The sequence below is a fragment of the Caballeronia sordidicola genome (assembly GCF_001544455.2).
GTDB lineage: Bacteria > Pseudomonadota > Gammaproteobacteria > Burkholderiales > Burkholderiaceae > Caballeronia > Caballeronia sordidicola.
Window position 1 is genome coordinate 110,134 of sequence record NZ_FCOC02000018.1, and the last position, 18,561, is coordinate 128,694.

Annotated in this window: 16 protein-coding genes and 1 pseudogene; 8 read left to right on the top strand and 9 right to left on the bottom strand. The window is 63.0% G+C overall.

The genetic code is table 11. The features are described 5' to 3' along the window. Positions 1 to 75: 75 nt before the first annotated feature. From AWB64_RS23590 to AWB64_RS23605, 4 genes are read left to right on the top strand one after another with little or no spacing between them, the layout of a single operon-like run. The gene (locus tag AWB64_RS23590; protein WP_060857878.1) at positions 76 to 885 is read left to right on the top strand and encodes an ATP-binding cassette domain-containing protein; all 810 of its coding nucleotides are present in this window, start codon (positions 76 to 78) and stop codon (positions 883 to 885) included. Between the two features lie 11 nt (positions 886 to 896). After that, entirely contained in the window at positions 897 to 1,826 is a 930-nt protein-coding gene (locus AWB64_RS23595) for an ABC transporter substrate-binding protein (RefSeq protein WP_060857864.1), read from the top strand. Beyond that, positions 1,819 to 3,846, top strand: coding sequence for a Fe(3+)-hydroxamate ABC transporter permease FhuB (fhuB, locus tag AWB64_RS23600; protein WP_082850608.1), 2,028 nt, complete (start codon positions 1,819 to 1,821; stop codon positions 3,844 to 3,846). Before AWB64_RS23595 ends, fhuB begins: the two co-directional genes overlap by 8 nt. Positions 3,847 to 3,886: 40 nt before the next feature. Continuing rightward, the gene (locus AWB64_RS23605) at positions 3,887 to 5,626 is read left to right on the top strand and encodes a cyclic peptide export ABC transporter (protein ID WP_063493267.1); all 1,740 of its coding nucleotides are present in this window, start codon (positions 3,887 to 3,889) and stop codon (positions 5,624 to 5,626) included. A gap of 722 nt (positions 5,627 to 6,348) precedes the next feature. Here AWB64_RS23605 and AWB64_RS23610 read toward each other — a convergent pair. The 4 genes and pseudogenes from AWB64_RS23610 to AWB64_RS31045 all read right to left on the bottom strand — a co-directional run bounded on the left by AWB64_RS23610 (position 6,349) and on the right by AWB64_RS31045 (position 9,023). Beyond that, positions 6,349 to 6,794: pseudogene (locus AWB64_RS23610) on the bottom strand (ExbD/TolR family protein). Beyond that, a complete protein-coding gene (locus AWB64_RS23615; RefSeq protein ID WP_060857865.1) occupies positions 6,785 to 7,555 on the bottom strand; it encodes a MotA/TolQ/ExbB proton channel family protein in 771 nt (256 codons plus the stop codon). Before AWB64_RS23615 ends, AWB64_RS23610 begins: the two are co-directional and overlap by 10 nt. A 29-nt stretch (positions 7,556 to 7,584) precedes the next feature. Next, positions 7,585 to 8,274, bottom strand: coding sequence for an energy transducer TonB (locus tag AWB64_RS23620; protein WP_244164177.1), 690 nt, complete (start codon positions 8,272 to 8,274; stop codon positions 7,585 to 7,587). 89 nt (positions 8,275 to 8,363) lie between these two features. Next, positions 8,364 to 9,023, bottom strand: a complete 660-nt coding sequence (locus tag AWB64_RS31045; RefSeq protein WP_075643332.1) for a cation efflux transmembrane domain-containing protein — start codon at positions 9,021 to 9,023, stop codon at positions 8,364 to 8,366. A 988-nt stretch (positions 9,024 to 10,011) separates the two neighbouring features. On the opposite strand from AWB64_RS31045, the gene AWB64_RS23625 reads away from it, so the two are divergent. The 3 genes from AWB64_RS23625 to AWB64_RS23635 are packed head-to-tail and all read left to right on the top strand — an operon-like array spanning position 10,012 to position 11,917. Further along, on the top strand, positions 10,012 to 10,503 hold the full coding sequence (locus AWB64_RS23625) for a hypothetical protein (RefSeq protein WP_060857866.1): 492 nt from the start codon (positions 10,012 to 10,014) through the stop codon (positions 10,501 to 10,503). 9 nt (positions 10,504 to 10,512) lie between these two features. Further along, a complete protein-coding gene (locus AWB64_RS23630; protein ID WP_060857867.1) occupies positions 10,513 to 11,205 on the top strand; it encodes a nucleotide-binding protein in 693 nt (230 codons plus the stop codon). Beyond that, positions 11,198 to 11,917 carry a hypothetical protein gene (locus AWB64_RS23635; protein ID WP_075643333.1) on the top strand — a complete coding sequence of 240 codons (720 nt, stop codon included), beginning with the start codon at positions 11,198 to 11,200 and terminating at the stop codon, positions 11,915 to 11,917. The genes AWB64_RS23630 and AWB64_RS23635 overlap by 8 nt, the downstream gene beginning before the upstream one ends. A 60-nt stretch (positions 11,918 to 11,977) precedes the next feature. Here AWB64_RS23635 and AWB64_RS23640 read toward each other — a convergent pair whose 3' ends face one another. The 4 genes from AWB64_RS23640 to AWB64_RS32635 form a co-directional block, all read right to left on the bottom strand. Next, positions 11,978 to 12,217, bottom strand: a complete 240-nt coding sequence (locus tag AWB64_RS23640) for a hypothetical protein (RefSeq protein WP_060857868.1) — start codon at positions 12,215 to 12,217, stop codon at positions 11,978 to 11,980. A 121-nt stretch (positions 12,218 to 12,338) separates the two neighbouring features. Continuing rightward, a complete protein-coding gene (locus tag AWB64_RS23645; protein ID WP_060857869.1) occupies positions 12,339 to 14,738 on the bottom strand; it encodes a ParB/RepB/Spo0J family partition protein in 2,400 nt (799 codons plus the stop codon). A 130-nt stretch (positions 14,739 to 14,868) separates the two neighbouring features. Next, entirely contained in the window at positions 14,869 to 15,702 is an 834-nt protein-coding gene (locus AWB64_RS23650; protein ID WP_060857870.1) for a DUF932 domain-containing protein, read from the bottom strand. Between the two features lie 749 nt (positions 15,703 to 16,451). After that, complete coding sequence (locus AWB64_RS32635; protein ID WP_341845248.1) at positions 16,452 to 16,673, bottom strand: hypothetical protein; 222 nt, start codon at positions 16,671 to 16,673, stop codon at positions 16,452 to 16,454. 489 nt (positions 16,674 to 17,162) lie between these two features. Between AWB64_RS32635 and AWB64_RS31050 the strand changes: the two genes are divergently transcribed. Then, on the top strand, positions 17,163 to 17,591 hold the full coding sequence (locus tag AWB64_RS31050; protein WP_075643334.1) for a MerR family transcriptional regulator: 429 nt from the start codon (positions 17,163 to 17,165) through the stop codon (positions 17,589 to 17,591). 115 nt (positions 17,592 to 17,706) lie between these two features. Here AWB64_RS31050 and AWB64_RS23665 read toward each other — a convergent pair whose 3' ends face one another. Then, the gene (locus tag AWB64_RS23665; RefSeq protein ID WP_244164178.1) at positions 17,707 to 18,468 is read right to left on the bottom strand and encodes an IS110 family transposase; all 762 of its coding nucleotides are present in this window, start codon (positions 18,466 to 18,468) and stop codon (positions 17,707 to 17,709) included. Positions 18,469 to 18,561 lie beyond the last annotated feature (93 nt).

The window sequence follows — 18,561 nt, forward strand, 5'->3', positions numbered from 1 at the left end:
ATGAGCGCACGGACGGTCATTGAGCCACGCGCGGCGTTTTACGGTCAGGAGTACACCTATTTGGCAACGTCAGTGATGAAAGCCGCGCGGGCGACTGCACCGCGCGATGAGGTGCCGCTCTACGCGGTCGATGATCTGTGCGTGCAGGTCGGCGCGCGCGCCTTGCTCACCCATGTCAGTCTGAGTCTCGCGCCCGGACGCGTCTGCGGGCTGATCGGTCACAACGGTTCGGGCAAGACCACGCTGCTGCGCGTGCTCGCGCGCCAGCACGCTGCCACGCACGGCACGGTGCGCTTCGAGGGCGAGGCACTCGAAAACTGGGACGCCCGCGCATTTGCTCGCCAAGTCGCGTATCTGCCGCAGACGCCGCCGCCCGCTGATGGAATGACGGTGCGCGAACTCGTCGCGCTCGGCCGCTATCCGTGGCACGGTGCGCTCGGCCGCTTTACCGCGAACGACGCGCAGAAAGTCGCCGATGCGATGGCGCTCACCGACGTCGAGCGTTTCGCCGATCGTTACGTCGATCAGCTTTCGGGCGGCGAGCGTCAGCGCGTTTGGCTCGCGATGCTGGTCGCGCAGGACAGCCATTGTCTGCTGCTCGATGAGCCGATTTCGGCGCTCGACGTCTCACATCAGCTCGATGTACTCGGCCTCGTGCAGCATCTGAGCGCGAAGCGCGGACTCGGCGTGATTGTCGTGCTGCACGACATCAACATGGCGGCGCGCTTTTGCGATGAACTGGTGGCGCTGCACAGCGGCCGTCTGCTGGTGCGAGGTACGCCCACTGAAATCTGCCGTCCGGACGTGCTCGAATCAATCTACGGCGTGCCGATGGATACGCTCGCTCATCCGCAGGGCGGCGTGCCGGTCTGCTATCCGCGCTGAAGGAGCGAGCCATGCAACGTCGCCATTTGCTCCGGCTCGCCGCCGCGGGAGTCGCATGCACGCCGTTTTTGTCGCTGGCACCGCTTGCGTCGTTGGCACACGCCGCGGCACCTTCGGCGTCCGTGGTGCCGCGACGCATCGTCGTAATGGACTTCGGGTTGACCGAAGTTCTGCTCACGCTGGGCGTGACGCCGCTTGCAACGTCAGTGCCCGACTGGTATCGCCGCACCAATGTCGCGCCGCCGCTGCCCGAGGGCGTGATAGATATCGGCCTGCTTTATCAGCCGAATTTCGAGCTGCTTGAACAGTTGCGGCCCGATCTGCTTGCGCTCACGCCTGCACACGCGCCGATGCGCGCGCAACTCGAACGCATCGCGCCGACCATCACGCTCGCGCTGTCCGCGCCCGGTGTCGAACCGTGGCAGCAGATTGCGCAGGAAACGCGCCGTCTCGCGCGCGTGCTCGATCGCGCGCCGCAGGCCGAAGCCGCCATCGCCGACGCCGATGCGAAACTGGCGGCCGCGCGCGCACGTCTTGCGGGTGCGAACGCCGGTCCGCTGTTCGTGGTGGAATTCGTCGATGACCGCCATCTGCTCGCGTACGGCGCGGGTAGCCTTTTCGGCGATGTCATGATGCGGCTCGGACTGCGCAACGCGTGGAGCGGAGCGAGCAACGCGCGTGGCTACGCCGTGACCGATTTCACCCGGCTCGCCGAGGCAAGCGACGCCGCCAACGCCTGTCTCGTGTACATCGATCCGCTGCCCGACGCCGCGCGCGACACGTTCGCCGACGGGGTGCTCTGGCACAGCTTGCCGTTCGTGCGCGCGGGCCGCGTGGCGAGCATGCCGAAAGTTTCGCAAGGCGGCGCGCTCTACAGCGGTGCGCGTTTCGCGCAACAACTCGCCAATGTGGTGCTGTCGCAGGAGGCCCGTCATGCGTGATCTTTCGATGACGCGGGGTAACGGAAAAGACAGAGGCCACGATTGGCAGTCGCGCGGTCCGCTGCTCGGGCTGTTCGCTTTGCTGATCGTCGCACTGGCGTTTACGCTGCGAGGGCTCGCTGCGCATCTTCCAGCCGCCAATTGGACGCGCGCGTTGTTTGCGCCCGATGTTGACAATATCCGCGAAATGTTGGTGCATTACAGCTGGCTACCGCGTCTGGCAATTTCGTTGCTGTGCGGCGCAGCGCTCGCGCTGGCGGGTGTGGTGTTCCAGCAGGTGTTGCGCAATCCACTTGCCGAACCGATGACGGTGGGCGTCTCGGCAGGCTCGTATCTCGCGCTGCTGCTTGCGACGCTGTGGGCGCCCGCGTGGCTTGCGGCCTGGCGCGAGGGTGTCGCGCTCGCGGGCGGCGCGCTGGCGATGCTATTCGTGTTCGCGCTGGCGTGGCGGCGCGCATTCGCGCCAGTGACGCTAGTGCTGGGCGGCATGATCGTCAACCTGTATTGCGGCGCGATTAGCCTTGCGCTGTCGATCATCTACGAGCGCTCTCTCACGGCGATGTTTATCTGGGGCGGCGGCGCGCTAGCGCAGCAGGATTGGCACACGACGCTCTGGCTACTGCCGCGAGTGTTCGTGTGCGCGCTCGTGTGCGGCGCGCTGGTGCGTCCGCTTACGCTCGCCGGTCTCGACGATGCCGGTGCGCGCAGTCTCGGCTTGTCCCTCACGCGCACGCGTTTCCTGGCACTGGCTGCGGCAGTCGCGCTGACGGCGTTCGTGGTCGCAGCGGTCGGCGTGATAGGCTTCATCGGCCTCGCTGCGCCTGCGATTGCGCGTGCGTGTGGCACCCGGCGTTTGCGCGATCAGCTGGTGTGGGCTCCGGTGATTGGCGCGCTACTGCTCTGGGTCACCGATCAGGCGATTCAGCAACTCGGTGGTCTCGCGGGCGAATTGCTACCGACGGGAGCGGCCACGGCGCTGTTCGGCGGGCCGTTGCTGCTATGGCTCGTGCCGCGTCTGAAGGCGCGCGCCGCACCGCCACATGCCGATCTGGGCCGTGCACAGACGCCGCGTTCGCCGCTGGCCGTGCGGCGCGTGTTGATTGGCGGCGCGCTCGCGTTACTGGTGGCGGTGGTTGTGGCTGCGGGTTTCGGGCGCGGCATCGCGGGCTGGCACTGGGCGAGCACCGATGAGTGGCGCGGTCTGTGGCACTGGCGTGCGCCGCGCATCGAAAGCGCGCTCGCGGTCGGTGCGTTGCTCGCGCTGGCGGGCACGCTGCTGCAGCGGCTTTCCGGCAATCCGATGGCGAGCCCCGAAGTGCTTGGTATCAGTGGCGGCGGCATGCTCGGCATGATCGTGCTGCTGTTCGCGGTGCAGACGCCCAGTGCACCGCTGATGTTCGTGGCCTGCGGCGCGGGAGCGTTCGCGACTCTCCTGGCGATGCTCGCGCTCGCGCGCCGCAGTGGCTTCGCGACGGAACAACTGCTGCTCGCGGGTATCGCGGTCGGTGCGTTGTCGCAGGCAGTGTTCGGTCTGGTGATCGCGGGCAGCGGGCCGTATGCGCCGATGCTGCGCAATCTGCTGATGGGATCGACCTACATGATCGACGCGCCGCTTGCCACGCTCGCGCTGGCCGTAACCGTCATGCTGCTGGTGCTGGCGCTGCTGTGCATGCGCTGGCTCGACATCTTTCCGCTCGGCGCGCCGGTTGCGGCAATGCTGGGCGTGCCGGTGCAGCGCGCGCGCTTCCTGATCCTGCTGCTGGCGGCGCTCCTGAGCGCGGCGGCGGCAATGATCGTCGGCCCACTGTCCTTCATCGGGCTGATGGCGCCGCATGTGGTGCGCCGCATGGGCTTGAGGCGTGCCGCGCCCGAACTGCTGGCGTCGGCGCTGCTGGGTGCGCTGCTGATGGTGGTGTCCGACTGGCTGAGCCGCAACGTGCTGTTTCCGCAGCAAATGCCGGCGGGCCTGCTCGCGATGATCGCCGGCGGCCTGTATCTGATGTGGTCCCTCGGCCGCTGAGTGCGTTGCACACGAAATACACGCAATAAGGAGCAATCCCATGAGTGACACGAAATACGGCGGCCCTTCGCGAGTGGTGCCGACCTCCGCGCCAGCGATTCACGTCATGCGCGATGCACTGCGCCTGATCGGCCGCTTTTGGCCGCTCACGCTGTTCGCGACGGTGATGGGTTGCATCGGCGGTTTTTCGACGGCCTGGCTGCTCGCCGCCGTCAACGACGGTTTGCACGAGGCGAGTGGCGTTAGCGAGCGCACTGCATGGTCTTTCGTCGGACTGTGCGCACTGACCGTCGGCGGCAATCTGGTGGCGGGCCTTGCTAACAGTGTGGTCGGACAGAAAGTGATCGCGGCGCTGCGCAAGGATATTTCTTCGCGCATCGTTTGCGCGCCGCTGGCGGCGATCGAAAATTACCGCGTGCATCGACTGCTGGCGACACTCAACGGCGACATCGATACCATAAGCGCGTTCACGTTTAATTTTTCGACCTATGCGATTGCGCTGGCGTTGACGCTCGGTTGCATCGTCTATCTGCTGGTGTTGTCGCCGCTGCTGTTCGGCCTCGCGGCGTTCGCAATTCTCGCGGGTTTGATGATGGCGCGCTGGGCGCGGCGCGGCTGGACGCGCTATTACGATCAGGTGCGCGACGCGCAGGACGATCTGCAGAAACAATATCGCTCGATCACCGAAGGCGCGAAGGAACTGCGCATGAATCGCGGCCGCCGTCGCCGCGTGTATGCCGCGCAACTGGGCGGCGCGGTCGATCTGATCGCCAGCCTCAAGACGCGTGCGATGAGCCTGTTCTGGGTGCACGAAAGTACGTCATCGGTGCTGTTTTTCGTCGTGATCGGGCTTATGGTGGTCTTGCAGCATCGCCTTGGCGTGGCGTCGTCGGTGGTGAGCGGTTTCGTGATTACGCTGCTCTATGTGAAAGGCCCGGTGCAGCAGTTGTCGAGCGCGCTGCCCGCGCTCGGCCAGGCGCAAGTGTCGTTCAAGCGCATCGCGGAGCTGTCCGCCGAATTCCGCAGCAACGAGCCGGATCTGCTGATCGATGCGCCCGACGTGCCGCTGCCCGCGTTCGAAACGCTCACGCTGCGCCAAGCTTCATACACGTTTCCAGCACCGTCGGGCGCGCGCGGTTTTGCGTTGGGGCCGGTCGATCTGGAAGTTAAGCGCGGCGAGATCGTGTTTATCGTTGGCGAGAACGGCTGTGGCAAAACCACGCTCGTCAAGCTGCTGCTGGGCCTGTATGCACCGCAGGAAGGCGAGTTGCTGCTCAACGATCGGACCGTCACGCATGACGACGCCGACGGCTATCGCCAGCTGTTTTCCACCGTGTTCGCCGATTATTTCCTGTTTGACGACTTCGTCACCGACGACGACGCCAACATGCAGCTCGCGCGCGACACGCTGGCGCGTCTGGAAATCGCGCATAAGGTCAACGTGGAAAACGGTGCCTTCAGCACCACCGATTTATCGACTGGACAGCGCAAGCGTCTCGCGCTGGTGCACGCAATGCTGGAAGCGCGGCCGATCATTATGCTCGATGAGTGGGCGGCGGATCAGGATCCGACCTTCCGCAGCGTGTTTTATCGCGAGTTGCTGCCGGAACTCAAACGCATGGGTCGCACCGTGATTGCGGTTTCGCACGATGACCGCTTCTTCGGCGCGGCGGATCGCGTTGTGCACATGAGCGACGGGCGCATCGTGTCGATCACGGATGACCAGCAAAGCGACCCTGTCCCAGAGATGCGGGCGTCGGGCGGTGTGAGCACGGACTGAAACGGCGAATCCTCGATGCAGGGTTCGAGCGACGCTAGAGAATCGGTTCGTAGCTGTAGCAGCCGACGGCATTACATTAATCGCGCGCAGTGGCTCGTGCGTGGTGACCGCGGCGTAGATCTGGCCGGGCATTGGCAATTCGATAATGTTGGCGCGGCCGACTTCGCAATCGCTGCGCAACATCGCATCGGGCTGAAGCTCGATGCCGAGCGTCGATGCAGGGAGTGCCAGCACGCTGTCCTGATGCGACTACTCGCGCGTGTTGGCGAGTCCGTCGCTGCCGTGGGTTCCTGTGATAAGCGTCGCGTCGCGGCATTTTGCATGGCATTGACAGTGACCGGGCGCATATCGTTGTGGCACGGGTGCAGCCGGACACGTTCAGGTGGGGATTGGCGGTGGGCTGATGTCGTCGTACGGGCTTTCGCTGCTGTTTACTGCCAGCCATTAAACAGACTCGCGGATGCGGTCGTTACAGTGGGGGGCGATGGCGTCTGCGAACGTGACGTGCGGGTCAATGGGCCTTGTATTTGGATCAGCTACCGGCATGGCGGAGGTCTTGCTCACGCGAGTCGTGTGTTGGCGGTCGTGATCAGAAGGATCGAAAGGTCGAACGTTTCTCAACGGGTATTGTGCTGGGCGCGTCTAACGGGGGGCGCCTAACGTTTGCTTCGTCACGCTCGCAGGTGGGTGAGGAACCCATAACCTTGCAACTTGATGCGAATCTAAGGCCTTTGACTGATGTTTGCGTTGGGTGATGTGACAGGATCGGTTACGAAGCCGATCTTGGTCAGTCCGCCGGACTGTGCCGCCGACATCACATCAGCCACTTTCTCATACGGGACTTTGCGGTCGGCCCGCAGATGCAGTTCCGGCTGCGGCGTGGTTTGTGCGGCCTGTGCTATTCGAGCCGACAGCATAGCTTCATCAACGGGGTGATCATTCCAAAAAACCGTGCTGTCTGTTTGGATTGAAACATCAACGTGAGCAGGTTTCACATCTTCCTGTTGGCTGCTGGCATGCGGCAGATCGATCTTGACTGCATGCTGAATCGCCGGAACCGTCACGAGAAAGATGATCAGCAGACGAGCATGACGTCGACCAGCGGCGTCATATTGATCTCGCCCATCAGGTCGTCGTCTTCGTCGTCCGAGAAGGGGCTCATTGCCATTTTGCCGTCCCATTGCCAGCTTCCACTGCGGCCGTGCTAGTGGCGGCAAGCCGAAGTTCAGAACGTCCAGTCTGGGAACTCGGCCGTGCACCTGTTACAGAGTAGGCATGCAGGCCATGTGCGAAGCGGTGCAGCTTTGACACGATGCCTTTGTTGGCCCGAGTGAGAGCGTTGTAGCCGAGCACGGCCGGAATGGCGACAAACAGTCCGAAAGCCGTCATGATCAGCGATTCGCCGACCGGGCCGGCCACGTGATCGATGCTCGTTTGCCCGGAGGCTCCGATCGAGATCAGCGCGTGGTAGATGCCCCAGACGGTACCAAACAGCCCGACAAACGGGGCGGTACTGCCAATCGAGGCCAGGATCGCGAGACCCGCCTGCAGGCGGGTCACGATCTCGTCCATGGTGTCTTTGAGGCAGCGCGTGACCCAGTCGGAGATGTCCATGCGGTCGTGCAGGTGCGGCTGAGTCTGGTGATGATGCTCGGCTGCTTCCTTGCCGGAGAGGGCGAGTGCAAGCAATGGGTTTCCTGCGTATGACGCGCTGTTGCCGACGAGTTTCTGCAGGCCTGCTTCAAAATTGTCGGAATGCCAGAACGAGCGCTCGGTGTCGCGCGTTACCCGCTTGATGCGGACCACGTTCCAGAATTTGAGAAGAACGACTGTCCATGACAGCAGCGACATCAGGATGAGGGCGATCAGAATGCTTCGCGTAACGAAGTCGCCTTGTTGCCAGACGTTGGCCAGGCCGTAGTGCTCCATGTTGATTTCCCTTTCTTCAGATAAGTGGTTCAGTTGCTAAAGTTGAAAGCGAACGGTTGCGAATAGGCTGCCCGGACGGGCTTGCCGTCTTCCATGTAGGGATGGCAGGCGCTTGCATGCATGGCCTCGAGTGCCGTGTTGTCGAGGCGCGAGTAGCCGCTGCTTTTCTGTAGCTTGATGTCCTCGAGGTTGCCGCTCAGACCAACCACGAAATGGACGACTGCCGTGCCGGTTTCATTCATGCGCTTCGACAGAGGGGGATATGCTGGCTTGGCGATATCGCAGTCGAGATGTGCAACATCCTTCGGGGCGTTGATGGTCATTGTTTCCCGGCTGATCACGGGCGCTGCAGGTAGTGTGGCCGCAGGTGTTGCCTGTGTTGCCGGTGTCGGTGGAGAATCGGCAGGCGTTGCAGGGGCAATCGAAGACGGCGTATCGCTAAGCTTGGCGGGCGTGGGCGTCGACTTGACTGTGGACACGTGGTGTTCGGCCGGATGTGGTCTTGGATGCGATTTGGGCGGTGCTGGCTGAGGCGGCGCTGACGATTTCAATGCCGCAGGTGCTGCGACGGGCGCCGGGGTTTCGCTGATTAATTCGGCACTGATGGTGTGTGATTCGATTGGCCGCTCGACTGGCTGATCACGGGTGTAGAGAATCAGTATGAGTACGCCAATGTGTGCAGCCAGCACGATTCCGGCGGCGGGGATGATGTGGCGCACGGGCGGCCGGTTCGTATGGTTAGCCCGGCTTGCGGAGTCTTGATCCGGCAGGGGACCCTCATAACGGCATCGGCGTGCTCGAGATGTCTTCAGGCGCGCCGGTAATACGCCTTGATCCGGTTTCCTTCCTGCAGTAGGCCCATTGCAAGCATCAGGCTGCCGATCAGCAGCGTGGCCAATTGGTCCAGATGCGCAATTCCGCCCAACGTTCCCGCTGCCCCGATAGCAGCTGCGCCGGCTGACACCGCATCTGCCCTCGCGTGCCAGGCTCCGGCGGTCAAGAGGCCTGCCGCTTCGGTCTCTGCTGGATCCAGTTGTCCGGCGGCCATATGGAAATGGCGCGCGACGTATTCGCGGGTGCAGATGACAAGGATCGCTATGAAAATGGCCGCGGTCTGAGCCGGCGGTGAAATGTCCCCGTCGGTCGAGGTCGCGCACAGGCCTTGCCAGATCAGCTCGCCGCCGACCAGCATCAACACCGCGGCTGCGGCGGTCGAGGGGAGCCATGCCTTCCGGCGGGCGGCGAGCGGTGGCGCCACGCCGGCTCGATTTGATAGCCACAGCGGCAGAAACAGTATCGCGTCGATTACCAGATCCACCAGCGTGTGGATTCCGTCGGCCACAATCGCGTGCGAGCCGGTCAGGTAACCAGTGGCGATCTCGATCGTCATCAACGCAACGTTCGTGGCGATACCGAGGCGTGCGGCGCGCAGCGAAACCTGCTCGGGTTGGGCTGTAACCGTAGGCATGCGTGGTTTGCGGGGATGGGTTTGTTGCGTACGGTACCGGCGTCGGATGGCGTGCCGATGACAGGCTGGGATCCGGCTGTTACGGAGGCCGGCATCCTTGCGGTTGTAGTGGTAGTTTAAGGGCGCATGGCGCCCAAAACCGGCGGTAGCCTATCCTGCAATCACTCGTTTTAACTGCACTTTTTGTCGCCCGGAGTAAACGTTTTGCGCAGAGGTCGCGGCTTTCACGCAAATGACAGTTCAGGCCCTGTGGGAACGGTGCGTAAGCCGGTGCGAAGAAATTGCGTAACGATCGCTGTGAAAGGGTAAACACCGTGCGCTTGCGGGTGCGCAAAAAATGCGTAGCCGCGTGCGTCATGCTCTCCCAGCTCAGGTTAAACGGTGTGCGAGAAAGTTGCGTACCTCCTGTGTACAGAGGTGCGTACCTCGTGAGTACCGATGTGCGTCAAGGTGGTCGCACCCGGCGCAAACCGCGTGCGTTAGAAATGCGGATCGGCGGAACAATACAATGCGTTCCGGCTGCGAGCCGGAAAACGGGCGAAAGCGCATCGCCTGCGCACGGAGGATACAGAACTTGCCCCGCGCGTGTGTAACGCAAGACGCAGGGTGAGCGTGATGCGTCCGCAGAAATGGCGAACCTCGCGCGTTGAGGGTTCACAGGGACGTGCAAAGCGGTTGCGCCTGGGGCGACGATATCGCGGCGTAAAGCTTTCCGCGTTCTGCGTAAACGTGTTGCCTAACTAGGGCGGCAAGCTGTCCGTGACTGGCGTAAACGGCGTGCGCAAGCGCGGCGAACGGCCATGCGTTGAGGTGGAAACGTTGCGTGCGTACGACATGCGAAAAAAAGTGCGCTGTTCCCCCGTGTTCCCACGAGTTCCCCAGAGTTCCTACTGCGCCTTTCTGAGCAAAAAGATGGCGTTGACAGGTGCGTGGTGCGTGATCACGATGGTACGCAGGCGGTGTGGTCCGATGTGCGCTGGAGGTCGCGATGCCTGTTGCCAAGGTCTATACGAAATCGCAATGGGACGCGTTTGCCCGTACGCTCGATGCGTTACCCGAGAAACCCGAAGCCGAACGCGGTCTCGGCGTGCGTGATGCGATGAAAGACATGCGTGCCCATATCCGTAGTGCGCAAACCAAGGGATATACGCTGGAGCAGATCGCGGAGCAGGCAAAACAGGCAGGCATCGATATCACGGCTGGCACGATCCGTTATGCGCTGCGCTCGGGAAGGAAGGGAAACAGCACAGGTAGCACGGCACGTGCGGCGACGAGAGCGCCCGCAACGGGAACGGTCACGACACTGCCCCGTGCGCACGGGGTAGCGCAGGGCGGCGCGTCACGCACGAACAGCAGCCTGCGTAATGAGCTACGCACTGAAGCGCGTGCGCATGGGGGAAAAACAGAAGTCAAACCGCAACCCAAGCCGGTACAGGGTTCGCTCGCATTTGCGATCAAACCCGATACCGACGATCTGTAAAGGACGGCTATGGCAACGACCCTCAGGCCCATCTATCTGGTGGGCGGCAGCAAGGGCGGTGTGGGCAAAAGCATCGTCGCGTTGGCGCTGGCCGACCACATGCAACGGCGCGATGCGAACCTCGTACTGGTCGAGACGGACACATCGAATCCGGATGTGATGAAGGCGATTCATGCGGAGATCGAAAGCGCGGCGTTCGACCTCGATGACGCGGACGGCTGGATTGAACTCGTCAACTACTGTGACGCGAAGCGTGACGCGGTGGTGATCGTCAATACGGCGGCACGCAATCAGGCGGGCGTGGCGCGATACGGCGCGACGCTCGCCAACACGCTCGACGAACTGGCGCGGCGGCTGGTCGTGTTCTGGGTCATCAACCGGCAGCGCGACAGTCTGGAACTGCTGCGCGAGTTCGGCGCGACGTTTGCCGATGCGACAACCCACGTCGTGCGCAACGGCTATTTCGGCACGGCGGACAAGTTCACGCTCTATCAGGATTCGAACATCCGCAAGGGCATCGAAGCGAGGGGGAAGTCACTCGACTTTCCCGACCTTGCGGATCGTGTGGCCGACGACCTGCGCAGCCAGCGACTGTCGGTGCGCAAGGCGGCAGAGACGTTGCCTATCGGGCAGCGCGCCGAACTGTTGCGCTGGCGCTCGCTCTATGACGCGATGTTTGCCGGGGCCATCGCCGATGGCTGACCGACTCTTGGGACCTTCGGCACACCCGCGACGTCCGGGGCGCTCGCGGCGTGCGCACCCACCTGATCCGCTTGCGCGCCTGTTCCTCGACGTGTCGGGCGAAGTCCCGGACGACGCGAGCATCGCGCGCATGCGGCGCGTGTCGGCTGCACTGAACCTGCGCGATAACGATGCGCTCTGGTCGGTGCTCGCCGTGCTCGAATACTATGCGCGGCTGTACGAGGTGATGCCGGATCGCATCAGGAAAGTTGGCGAGGGCGGCCTCGACACAATGCGCACCGAAGCGAGGGAAGCGACGGATGGGCTGATGGCGCAGCACCGGGATGCACTCGCGCGCTGCAAGGAAACGATACGGCTTGCCGAGCACATGATCCGCGAGCACGAGGAACGATACCGGACCGCTCTCGCGGGGCTGAACGAGGCCGCGCTCGAAGCGCTGGTGGACCGTGCCGCTAACCGGATCGCGCGTGCAGCGGGTAATCGTCTGGTGGGCGCGTTCGCCATCGCGGCACGCGAGCAACGCGCGCGACTTGACGGGGCCGTTGCGGCTTTCGAGCGGGCGACGCAGGAAGCGGGTCAGCAGGCGCAGGTCGGGGCGCAAACTCTGGAGCGGAGGTACTGGCGTGCGTTGCAGGCCATGATGGCGGTCGCGCTGGTTGCGCTGGGCAGTGCGGCAGCGACGGCCGTCTGGCTGGCCGTATGGCGGGGATAGGGCAGGGCGCGACAGGGTGCGACAAGCGGGAAGCGGATTCCCGGCCTGTCGCATCATGGGCTAGTGCGCAGCGTTGCGCTGTGCAATGACTGACCTGATCTCCATCGCGAGGCGGACCAGATCGTCGGCCTCGACGGCGATCAGGGGCGACACGAAGCCGGCTTCTGCGGCCCGACCGAGCGCGACGTGGAAGTGTTTCCCGTTGCCGTATTCGTCGTCCGTCACTTCAACGGCGGTCGTGAAGACGTGGCCGGAATCGTGATTGATCGCGCTCACGATGACCTTGATGGATTTTTTCATGATTGCCTCTCCTTGAATGTGCGCATGCCGCTGACGGCATGCGGGTAGGGGCGGTGCAGTCCTGCCGGGCTGCACCCGGTCAAGCAGGTTCCACCGGACTGACCGGCGGAACCTGCGCGGATTACGCAGCGTCCTGCGCCATGGACATGCCATCGGTAGGCGTTGCGGGCGGTACACTCGCGACGGTTGCAGCGGTTGGGAACGGCCACGCGGGCAGCGCACCGTTGCCACCCGTCGCGGCTGGCTCAGGTGCTCCGGTCGAACCGTCCACCGGTGACGGGGAGCCGACACCTTCGCCGGGTTCCGTGCCGTTGATCCGGTCGTTATCGGGCTTATTAGCGGGCTTATTAGCGGGCTCATTAGCGGGCTCATTAGCGTGGCCAGTACCGTGGTCATCGCCGTACGCGTCGCCGTCCTGCAGCGCTTCGTCGCCGGTGTCGCCTTCTTCGTCGTCATCCTCATCCGCGTCACGGGCCACGCCGTAGGAGCGCGCTGCCGGGACTTCGCGGTCGGTGAGGACTTCCGGGAGCCATGCGGACTTCGCGAGCCGCAGTTCGGCAGCGGCTGCCGCGTCGACCTTTTTCATCTTGCCGAGGTCGGCGGCGATCTTCGGTGACACGGCGCTGGCGACAACTTCGGCGATGCGCGCCTTGCTGACGTGATCGAAATACGAGGCGCGCGTGGGCGTCCAGTACCGCGTCATGTCGAGGTTCAGCGCGCTGGCGAGCGCATTGATGGCATGGGGCTTTTCCTCCCCGGCGATGCCGTCGAGCAGGGTGCCGGTGCAGAAGGCGAGCAGGTCGAGCAGGGTCGTGCCGGGGTCCTGTTCGATCAGCCACGGCAGCAGGTCTGCGCGCCGCGTGGGGAGTTCGCGGCTCCACCGCTCGCGCTGCACCTCGATGAGGCTCCACGCGGTGCTGGCGGGCAGGTCGTCCGCCGCGCCGAGCAGGTTCTCGCGGTTGCTGTTGCACGACAGTGCAAGCGCATGCGGCGCGAAGCCGATCCCATACCGTTCCGGAAAGACTTCCGGAATCAGGCGTTGCAGGAGGGCGGCGAGGGCGACGGAGGGCTGTGCGATCAGTTCCGCATGAACGGCGGCAGTGCGATGTGCGGTCAGACGCTGGCAGAGCTTCGCGCTGTGGACTGGCTTCTCCTTCGCTTCGCGTTCCTCCGTCGCGCTGGATGCGCGTTCGGCTTCCGGCGTGCCGGTCACGGTCGCGCCTGCTGCGTCCAGTGCCGCGCTGTTCTCGCGGCGCACCAGGCCGCGCTCGATCACGAGTTGCCCCTGTAGGCTGACCATCACGAAGGCACCCGCTTCGGCCATCTGTTGAGCGTCCCACACGACGAGGCGGTTTTCGAGCGCGATGAGGGCGGCGCTCACCCGGTCGATCTCGGTTTCGAGCCGTTCGGCTTCCTCGTAGGCGTTCTCGTCGTCCTCCCCGAGGACGTCAAACTTTTCGGTCAGTTCGTCCTGCTGTGCGGTGAGCGTGTCCATCTCCCGCTGTTCGTCCTCGGTGAGGGCGCGTTGCAGCGGTAGCAGTCTGCCGTAGCGGTTCAGTTCCAGCACGTCACGCTCGATACGCTGTTCGGTCCAGCCCCAGCCCTCGGCCCGGACTGCTTCGGCGGTGGCGTCGAGCTTCGCGGCGGCAAGGCGTTGTAGGAGTTCCGCGTCGGCAATGTATCCGGCGTTTTCGTCGTCGCTGAAGAGATCACGACGAACGTATCCGCCCGCTCCCTCATAGGCGGCGAGGCCAACGAAGCGAACGAGGCGGCTGCGGCTCGCATCGATCTCGGCGCGCGTGATCGCCTGCCGCAGATAGTTGGGCTGGCGTTGCCATTCGTTCGCGTCGAACCAGATGTGTTCCTGCGTTTCGTGATCATCGGTGAGCGTAAGTGCCGAAAGCTGGTCGAGCGTGATGGCGTCTTCGCGCAGCAGTGCGAGCAGCTTCGGGGAGGCGCTGGCGAGCTTCATGCGTCGTTTTACCGTGATCGGCGCTGCCGAGAACAGGGCCGCGATGTAGTCGATACTGCGGCCTTCCTCGGCCAGCATCCGGTAGGCGCGCAGCACGTCGAACGGGTCGAGTCCTTCGCGTTCGCTGTTCTCGATCAGCGAAACGGCGAGGGCTTCGCCTTCGCTGACGATGCGCACCGGGACCGGATAGTCGGCGGTGATGTGCTTCTGCCCGAACAGCAGGTCGAGTGCGGCCTGTCGGCGCTGACCGGCACAGACGCCAAACTTGCGATGTTTGCCTCGCGAGCCCTTCAGTTCGTGAACGACCAAGTTTTGGAGCAGCCCTTTTGCCCTGATGTTCGTGGCGAGCGAGTCAATGCCCGATAGCGGCTTCGTACGGGCATTGAGCGGCGAGCGCCGCAGGGCGGAATACGGCACGGTCACGACCGGCTGCTCGTTGCCGAAACTGGTTTCGAGCAGCGGCCCAGCGTTAGCCGTCGCGTCTGTGACGGTGTCGGCTTCGGCGGCGTTTGCGGTGTCGTTCATATGCGTGTTGACTTCGACTTGCATGATTTACTCCAGATAGAAAAAAGAAGGTTCCGGGTCACGGTGCTGCGGGATACCGTCAGGGCCGGACCCGGATAGGAGTCCTGACGGAATGAACCGGCATCAGGCGGCGATGGGCTGCCGCGTGCCGTGCTTACGCCTTCATCTGGCGCATCGCCTCCGCGAGCATCCACAGCGCGCGGTTCAGTTTCACGTTCTGGTCGATGCCGGTGACGGGGCGGGTGGACATGGAGCGTCCGCTGCGTGAGCGTCCATGCAGGCCACCCTTGGTCAAGTGCTCTTGCACCTTGTTAAAAACCGTCCAGAGATCGTCGCGGCGGTCCTCGAAGCGACGCGGGGCCAGCAACTGGCTTTCGATGATCGGGGCAGGGGCCTCGGCGTCGGTGGGGTCATAGCGCAGCGCGAGCGCGGACCGGGCGAAGGCGTGCTGCTCGTCGCGGTTCAGTTCAATGGTGCGCATGCCGTCTTTCTGCTCGCGGATCAGATCGAAGCCGTCGAGCACATCGAACGCACCGTTGATGACGTTCTGCACCACGTTACCCTTGTGATGCACACGGATATCGCGCACGGTGTCCCCGGCGACCATGCCGTTGTGGCAAACAAATCTGAAGGCACCGGCCAGTAATTGAAAACTGCTGCTGCCATCGTGAGAATTGAGGAGGATGATTTCGTTGACGTCCTGACCTGTGATTTCGGTGGCGGGGCGAAGGCGCAGCATGTGTTTCGTGTGCTCCCGCTTGTCCAGATCGCGCACGCGGGTCTGGCACACCATGAAGGGCTGGAAACCTTCGTTGCGCAGACCGCGCAGCACGTCGATGGTGGGGATGTAGGTGTAGCGCTCCGAGCGGCTTTGGTGCTTGCCGTCTGCGAAGATGGACGGGGCGACGCGGCGGATCTGGTCGTCCGACAGGGGCGAATCGGCGCGGAGCATCGGGGAGCCGTAACGGAAGGAAGAAGCGAGTTGCATGTCAGTCTCCAGAGAGAGAAACAATCAAAAAAGGGTTGATCGGTGTTGCGCTGACCGGGCTCCAAGATTCGCCCCGCTGTAGGGGTTGGGCTCGTCCTGGTGGAACCCGGGGCTGGCTTTGCTGCCGCCAGTCTCCTGAGTTCGCGCCCGTGCGACTCAAGGAGCCGATGGCGGGCAAACGTCAAGGAAAAAAGGCGAGGGAGGGGTGCGGGCAACACGGTCCCTCGCCCCTTGACGTTTGCCCGCCATCGGCTACGGTCGCGGGTGTCGGGCGGGAACTCAGGAGACTGGTGAATGCAAGGCGTCGGGTTTGACCGGGATGAGCCGCCGCGCGGCGAGCGCGAATGTGGAGGCCGCCTGCGGCCTCCACCTGACTGGGCTTTTAAAGGTTTGGTTGTGGCGTCAGCAACTGTCTTGACTGTCAAGCATGGCGATGCATGCCTGATGAAGGCGCCGTTATTCGACCCGCTGCAGCAAGTGGCATGTCGGTGATCTGATGGGGGTATCGCTGGCTCGATACCCTATATGACATTCCCTAAGATGGTGTGTCCGCCGACGAAGCATTGGCGGACACGAATCGGGCATTTGAGGGGGAAATTGGTGTGCGGCAGATTAGCGCCCGGCCGGCGACAGGCAACGTATTAAAAAGCGCGCGAGCCGCTGGCAGAGCGGCCGACGTTTATTTCCTTCGCGCGCCATCTGCATCATCAACTTCAGCATCGCTGGTGGCGACCGCGCCGCATCTGTGGTCAGAGCCCGGCGGTAGCTCCACGTGCCTTTCCGTGTTCGCGTAGTTCCGAGCTGGACTGGCGAAGGATGTGTGCCCCCGACGTCAACGCCAACGTTGACATGACTGCCGCGACGAGCAAATCCGGCCAGGAAGATCCCGTCCCGAACACACCGAGCGCAGCAAGTAGAACCGCGATGTTGCCGAGTACGTCATTACGGGTGCACAGCCAGACGCTGCGCATGTTGCTGCTCCGTCCCGGTACGCAAACAGTAGCCCCGCCACTGCGCCGTTCGCGAGAAGCGCACACATTCCGACAATCCCCATGGTCGGAACACTCGGCACCGGGCCGCTGAAGAGGTGCCAGGCCGCCAGGCCGAGTACCCACACGCCGAACGCCAGCATCGACACTGCCTTGAGTCGGGATGCGTGTGCGCGCGTAGCGATGCTCAATCCCAAGACGAAAAGGCTGATACCGTAATTGGCTGCGTCGCCGAGGAAGTCGAGCGAATCAGCCAGGAGCGATACAGATCCGCCCCGAAGTCCCGACAGCACTTCGACGATGAACATGGCGCTGTTGATGGCCAGAGCGAGCCAGAGCAGCCTACGATAGCCTGCGTGCTGCTGGCTCGGTTGGTCGTCACAATCGTGACAGCAGTGTCCCGGCATGGTGGTCTCCCGACGAGTCTCGAAAAGAGTATCCTGAAGCCTGCAGTTACTACAGAGTCAAGCCATGACCAGCACTTATTCCATCGGTGTCCTGAGCCAGCTTTCAGCGGTCAATATCGAAACGATCCGCTACTACGAAAAGGTCGACCTTTTGCCTGCTGCCAGTCGGGCAAGCAACGGCTATCGACAATACGACGACGCTTCCCTTGAACGCCTTTCCTTCATCCGGCGAGGCCGGGAACTTGGCTTTACCGTAGATGAGATTCGCGAATTGCTCGCGCTCGCGCATCACCCTGAGCAACCTTGCTCGAATGCCGACCGTATGACGCGTGCCCACCTGGATGATATAGAGGGCAAGATTCGTGACCTTCACCGTATGCGGCGCGTGCTTCAGCAAGTGGTAGATTGCTGCGGACAGACGGCGGAGCACTGTGAACTTCTAAGGGCGCTCGGCCCTGCAGATGCGCGGTCGAGATTAGCGGGGCGCGGGTGAAGGGGCGCTGACGGAAATTGCTTTTTGGATATCCCACGGCTGGCGACTTTTCACCATCGCGTTCATGATGATCAGCAGCTTGCGCATGCAGGCTACGATGGCGACTTTCTTCGGCTTACCGGCTTTGACGAGCCGCTGGTAGCATGCCCGGACAACGGGGTTGTAACGCATTGCGACAATGGTGGCCATATAAATGGCGCTTCTCACCGTAGCGCGGCCTCCATAGACTGTCCCGTTTTCCGCGTGAGATGCCTGAGTCCCTGTTCATCGGCGCTACGCCGACGAGAGAGGAAATCTGCTTCGCCTTGATGTGTCCAAGTTCCGGTAGCTCGGAGATAAGGACAGCTGTCGTGGCAGGCCCAACGCCTTTGATCGTCTGCAGCAGTCCGGAAAGCTCTGCGTTGTGTATGCGAAGATGTTCCGTGATCTGCGCATCGATATGCTCAATCTGCAGGCGTATCACGTCGATAAGCTCGGCGATTCCTGCTACAACAGCGGCGTGTGCTGCATACTTTCGTTGACGTTCTCCTACCTGAAGGCGTACTAGTTGTCGACGGCGCGCAACCAGTGCTCGCAATCTCTGCTGTACGTCATTGGTCAGAGGTGTGACGAAGCGTTCTCTGTCCTCGCGCCGATCGATCACTTCTGCCAGTTCAGCGAGGACCAGCGCGTCGACCTTGTCCGTTTTTGCGAGTCGGCCCATTGCGCGGGCGAAGTCTCTGGCCTGCCGTGGGTTGATTATCGCTACGGTAAGCCCTGCGGCCTGAAGTGCGCAGCAGCAGGCGGATTGGTATCCCCCGGTCGCCTCCATGACGACCAGGGATACCGAATGCACCTTCAAAACGTCCAGCAAGGCGCTATGGCTGTTGGTTTGCACGGAATCCTGACCCACGGGGGGTGCGGACAAAATCTTGGACTACCTGGAGGTAGTCCATGTACTCGTACGAAGACCGCGTTCAAGCGGTTCAGC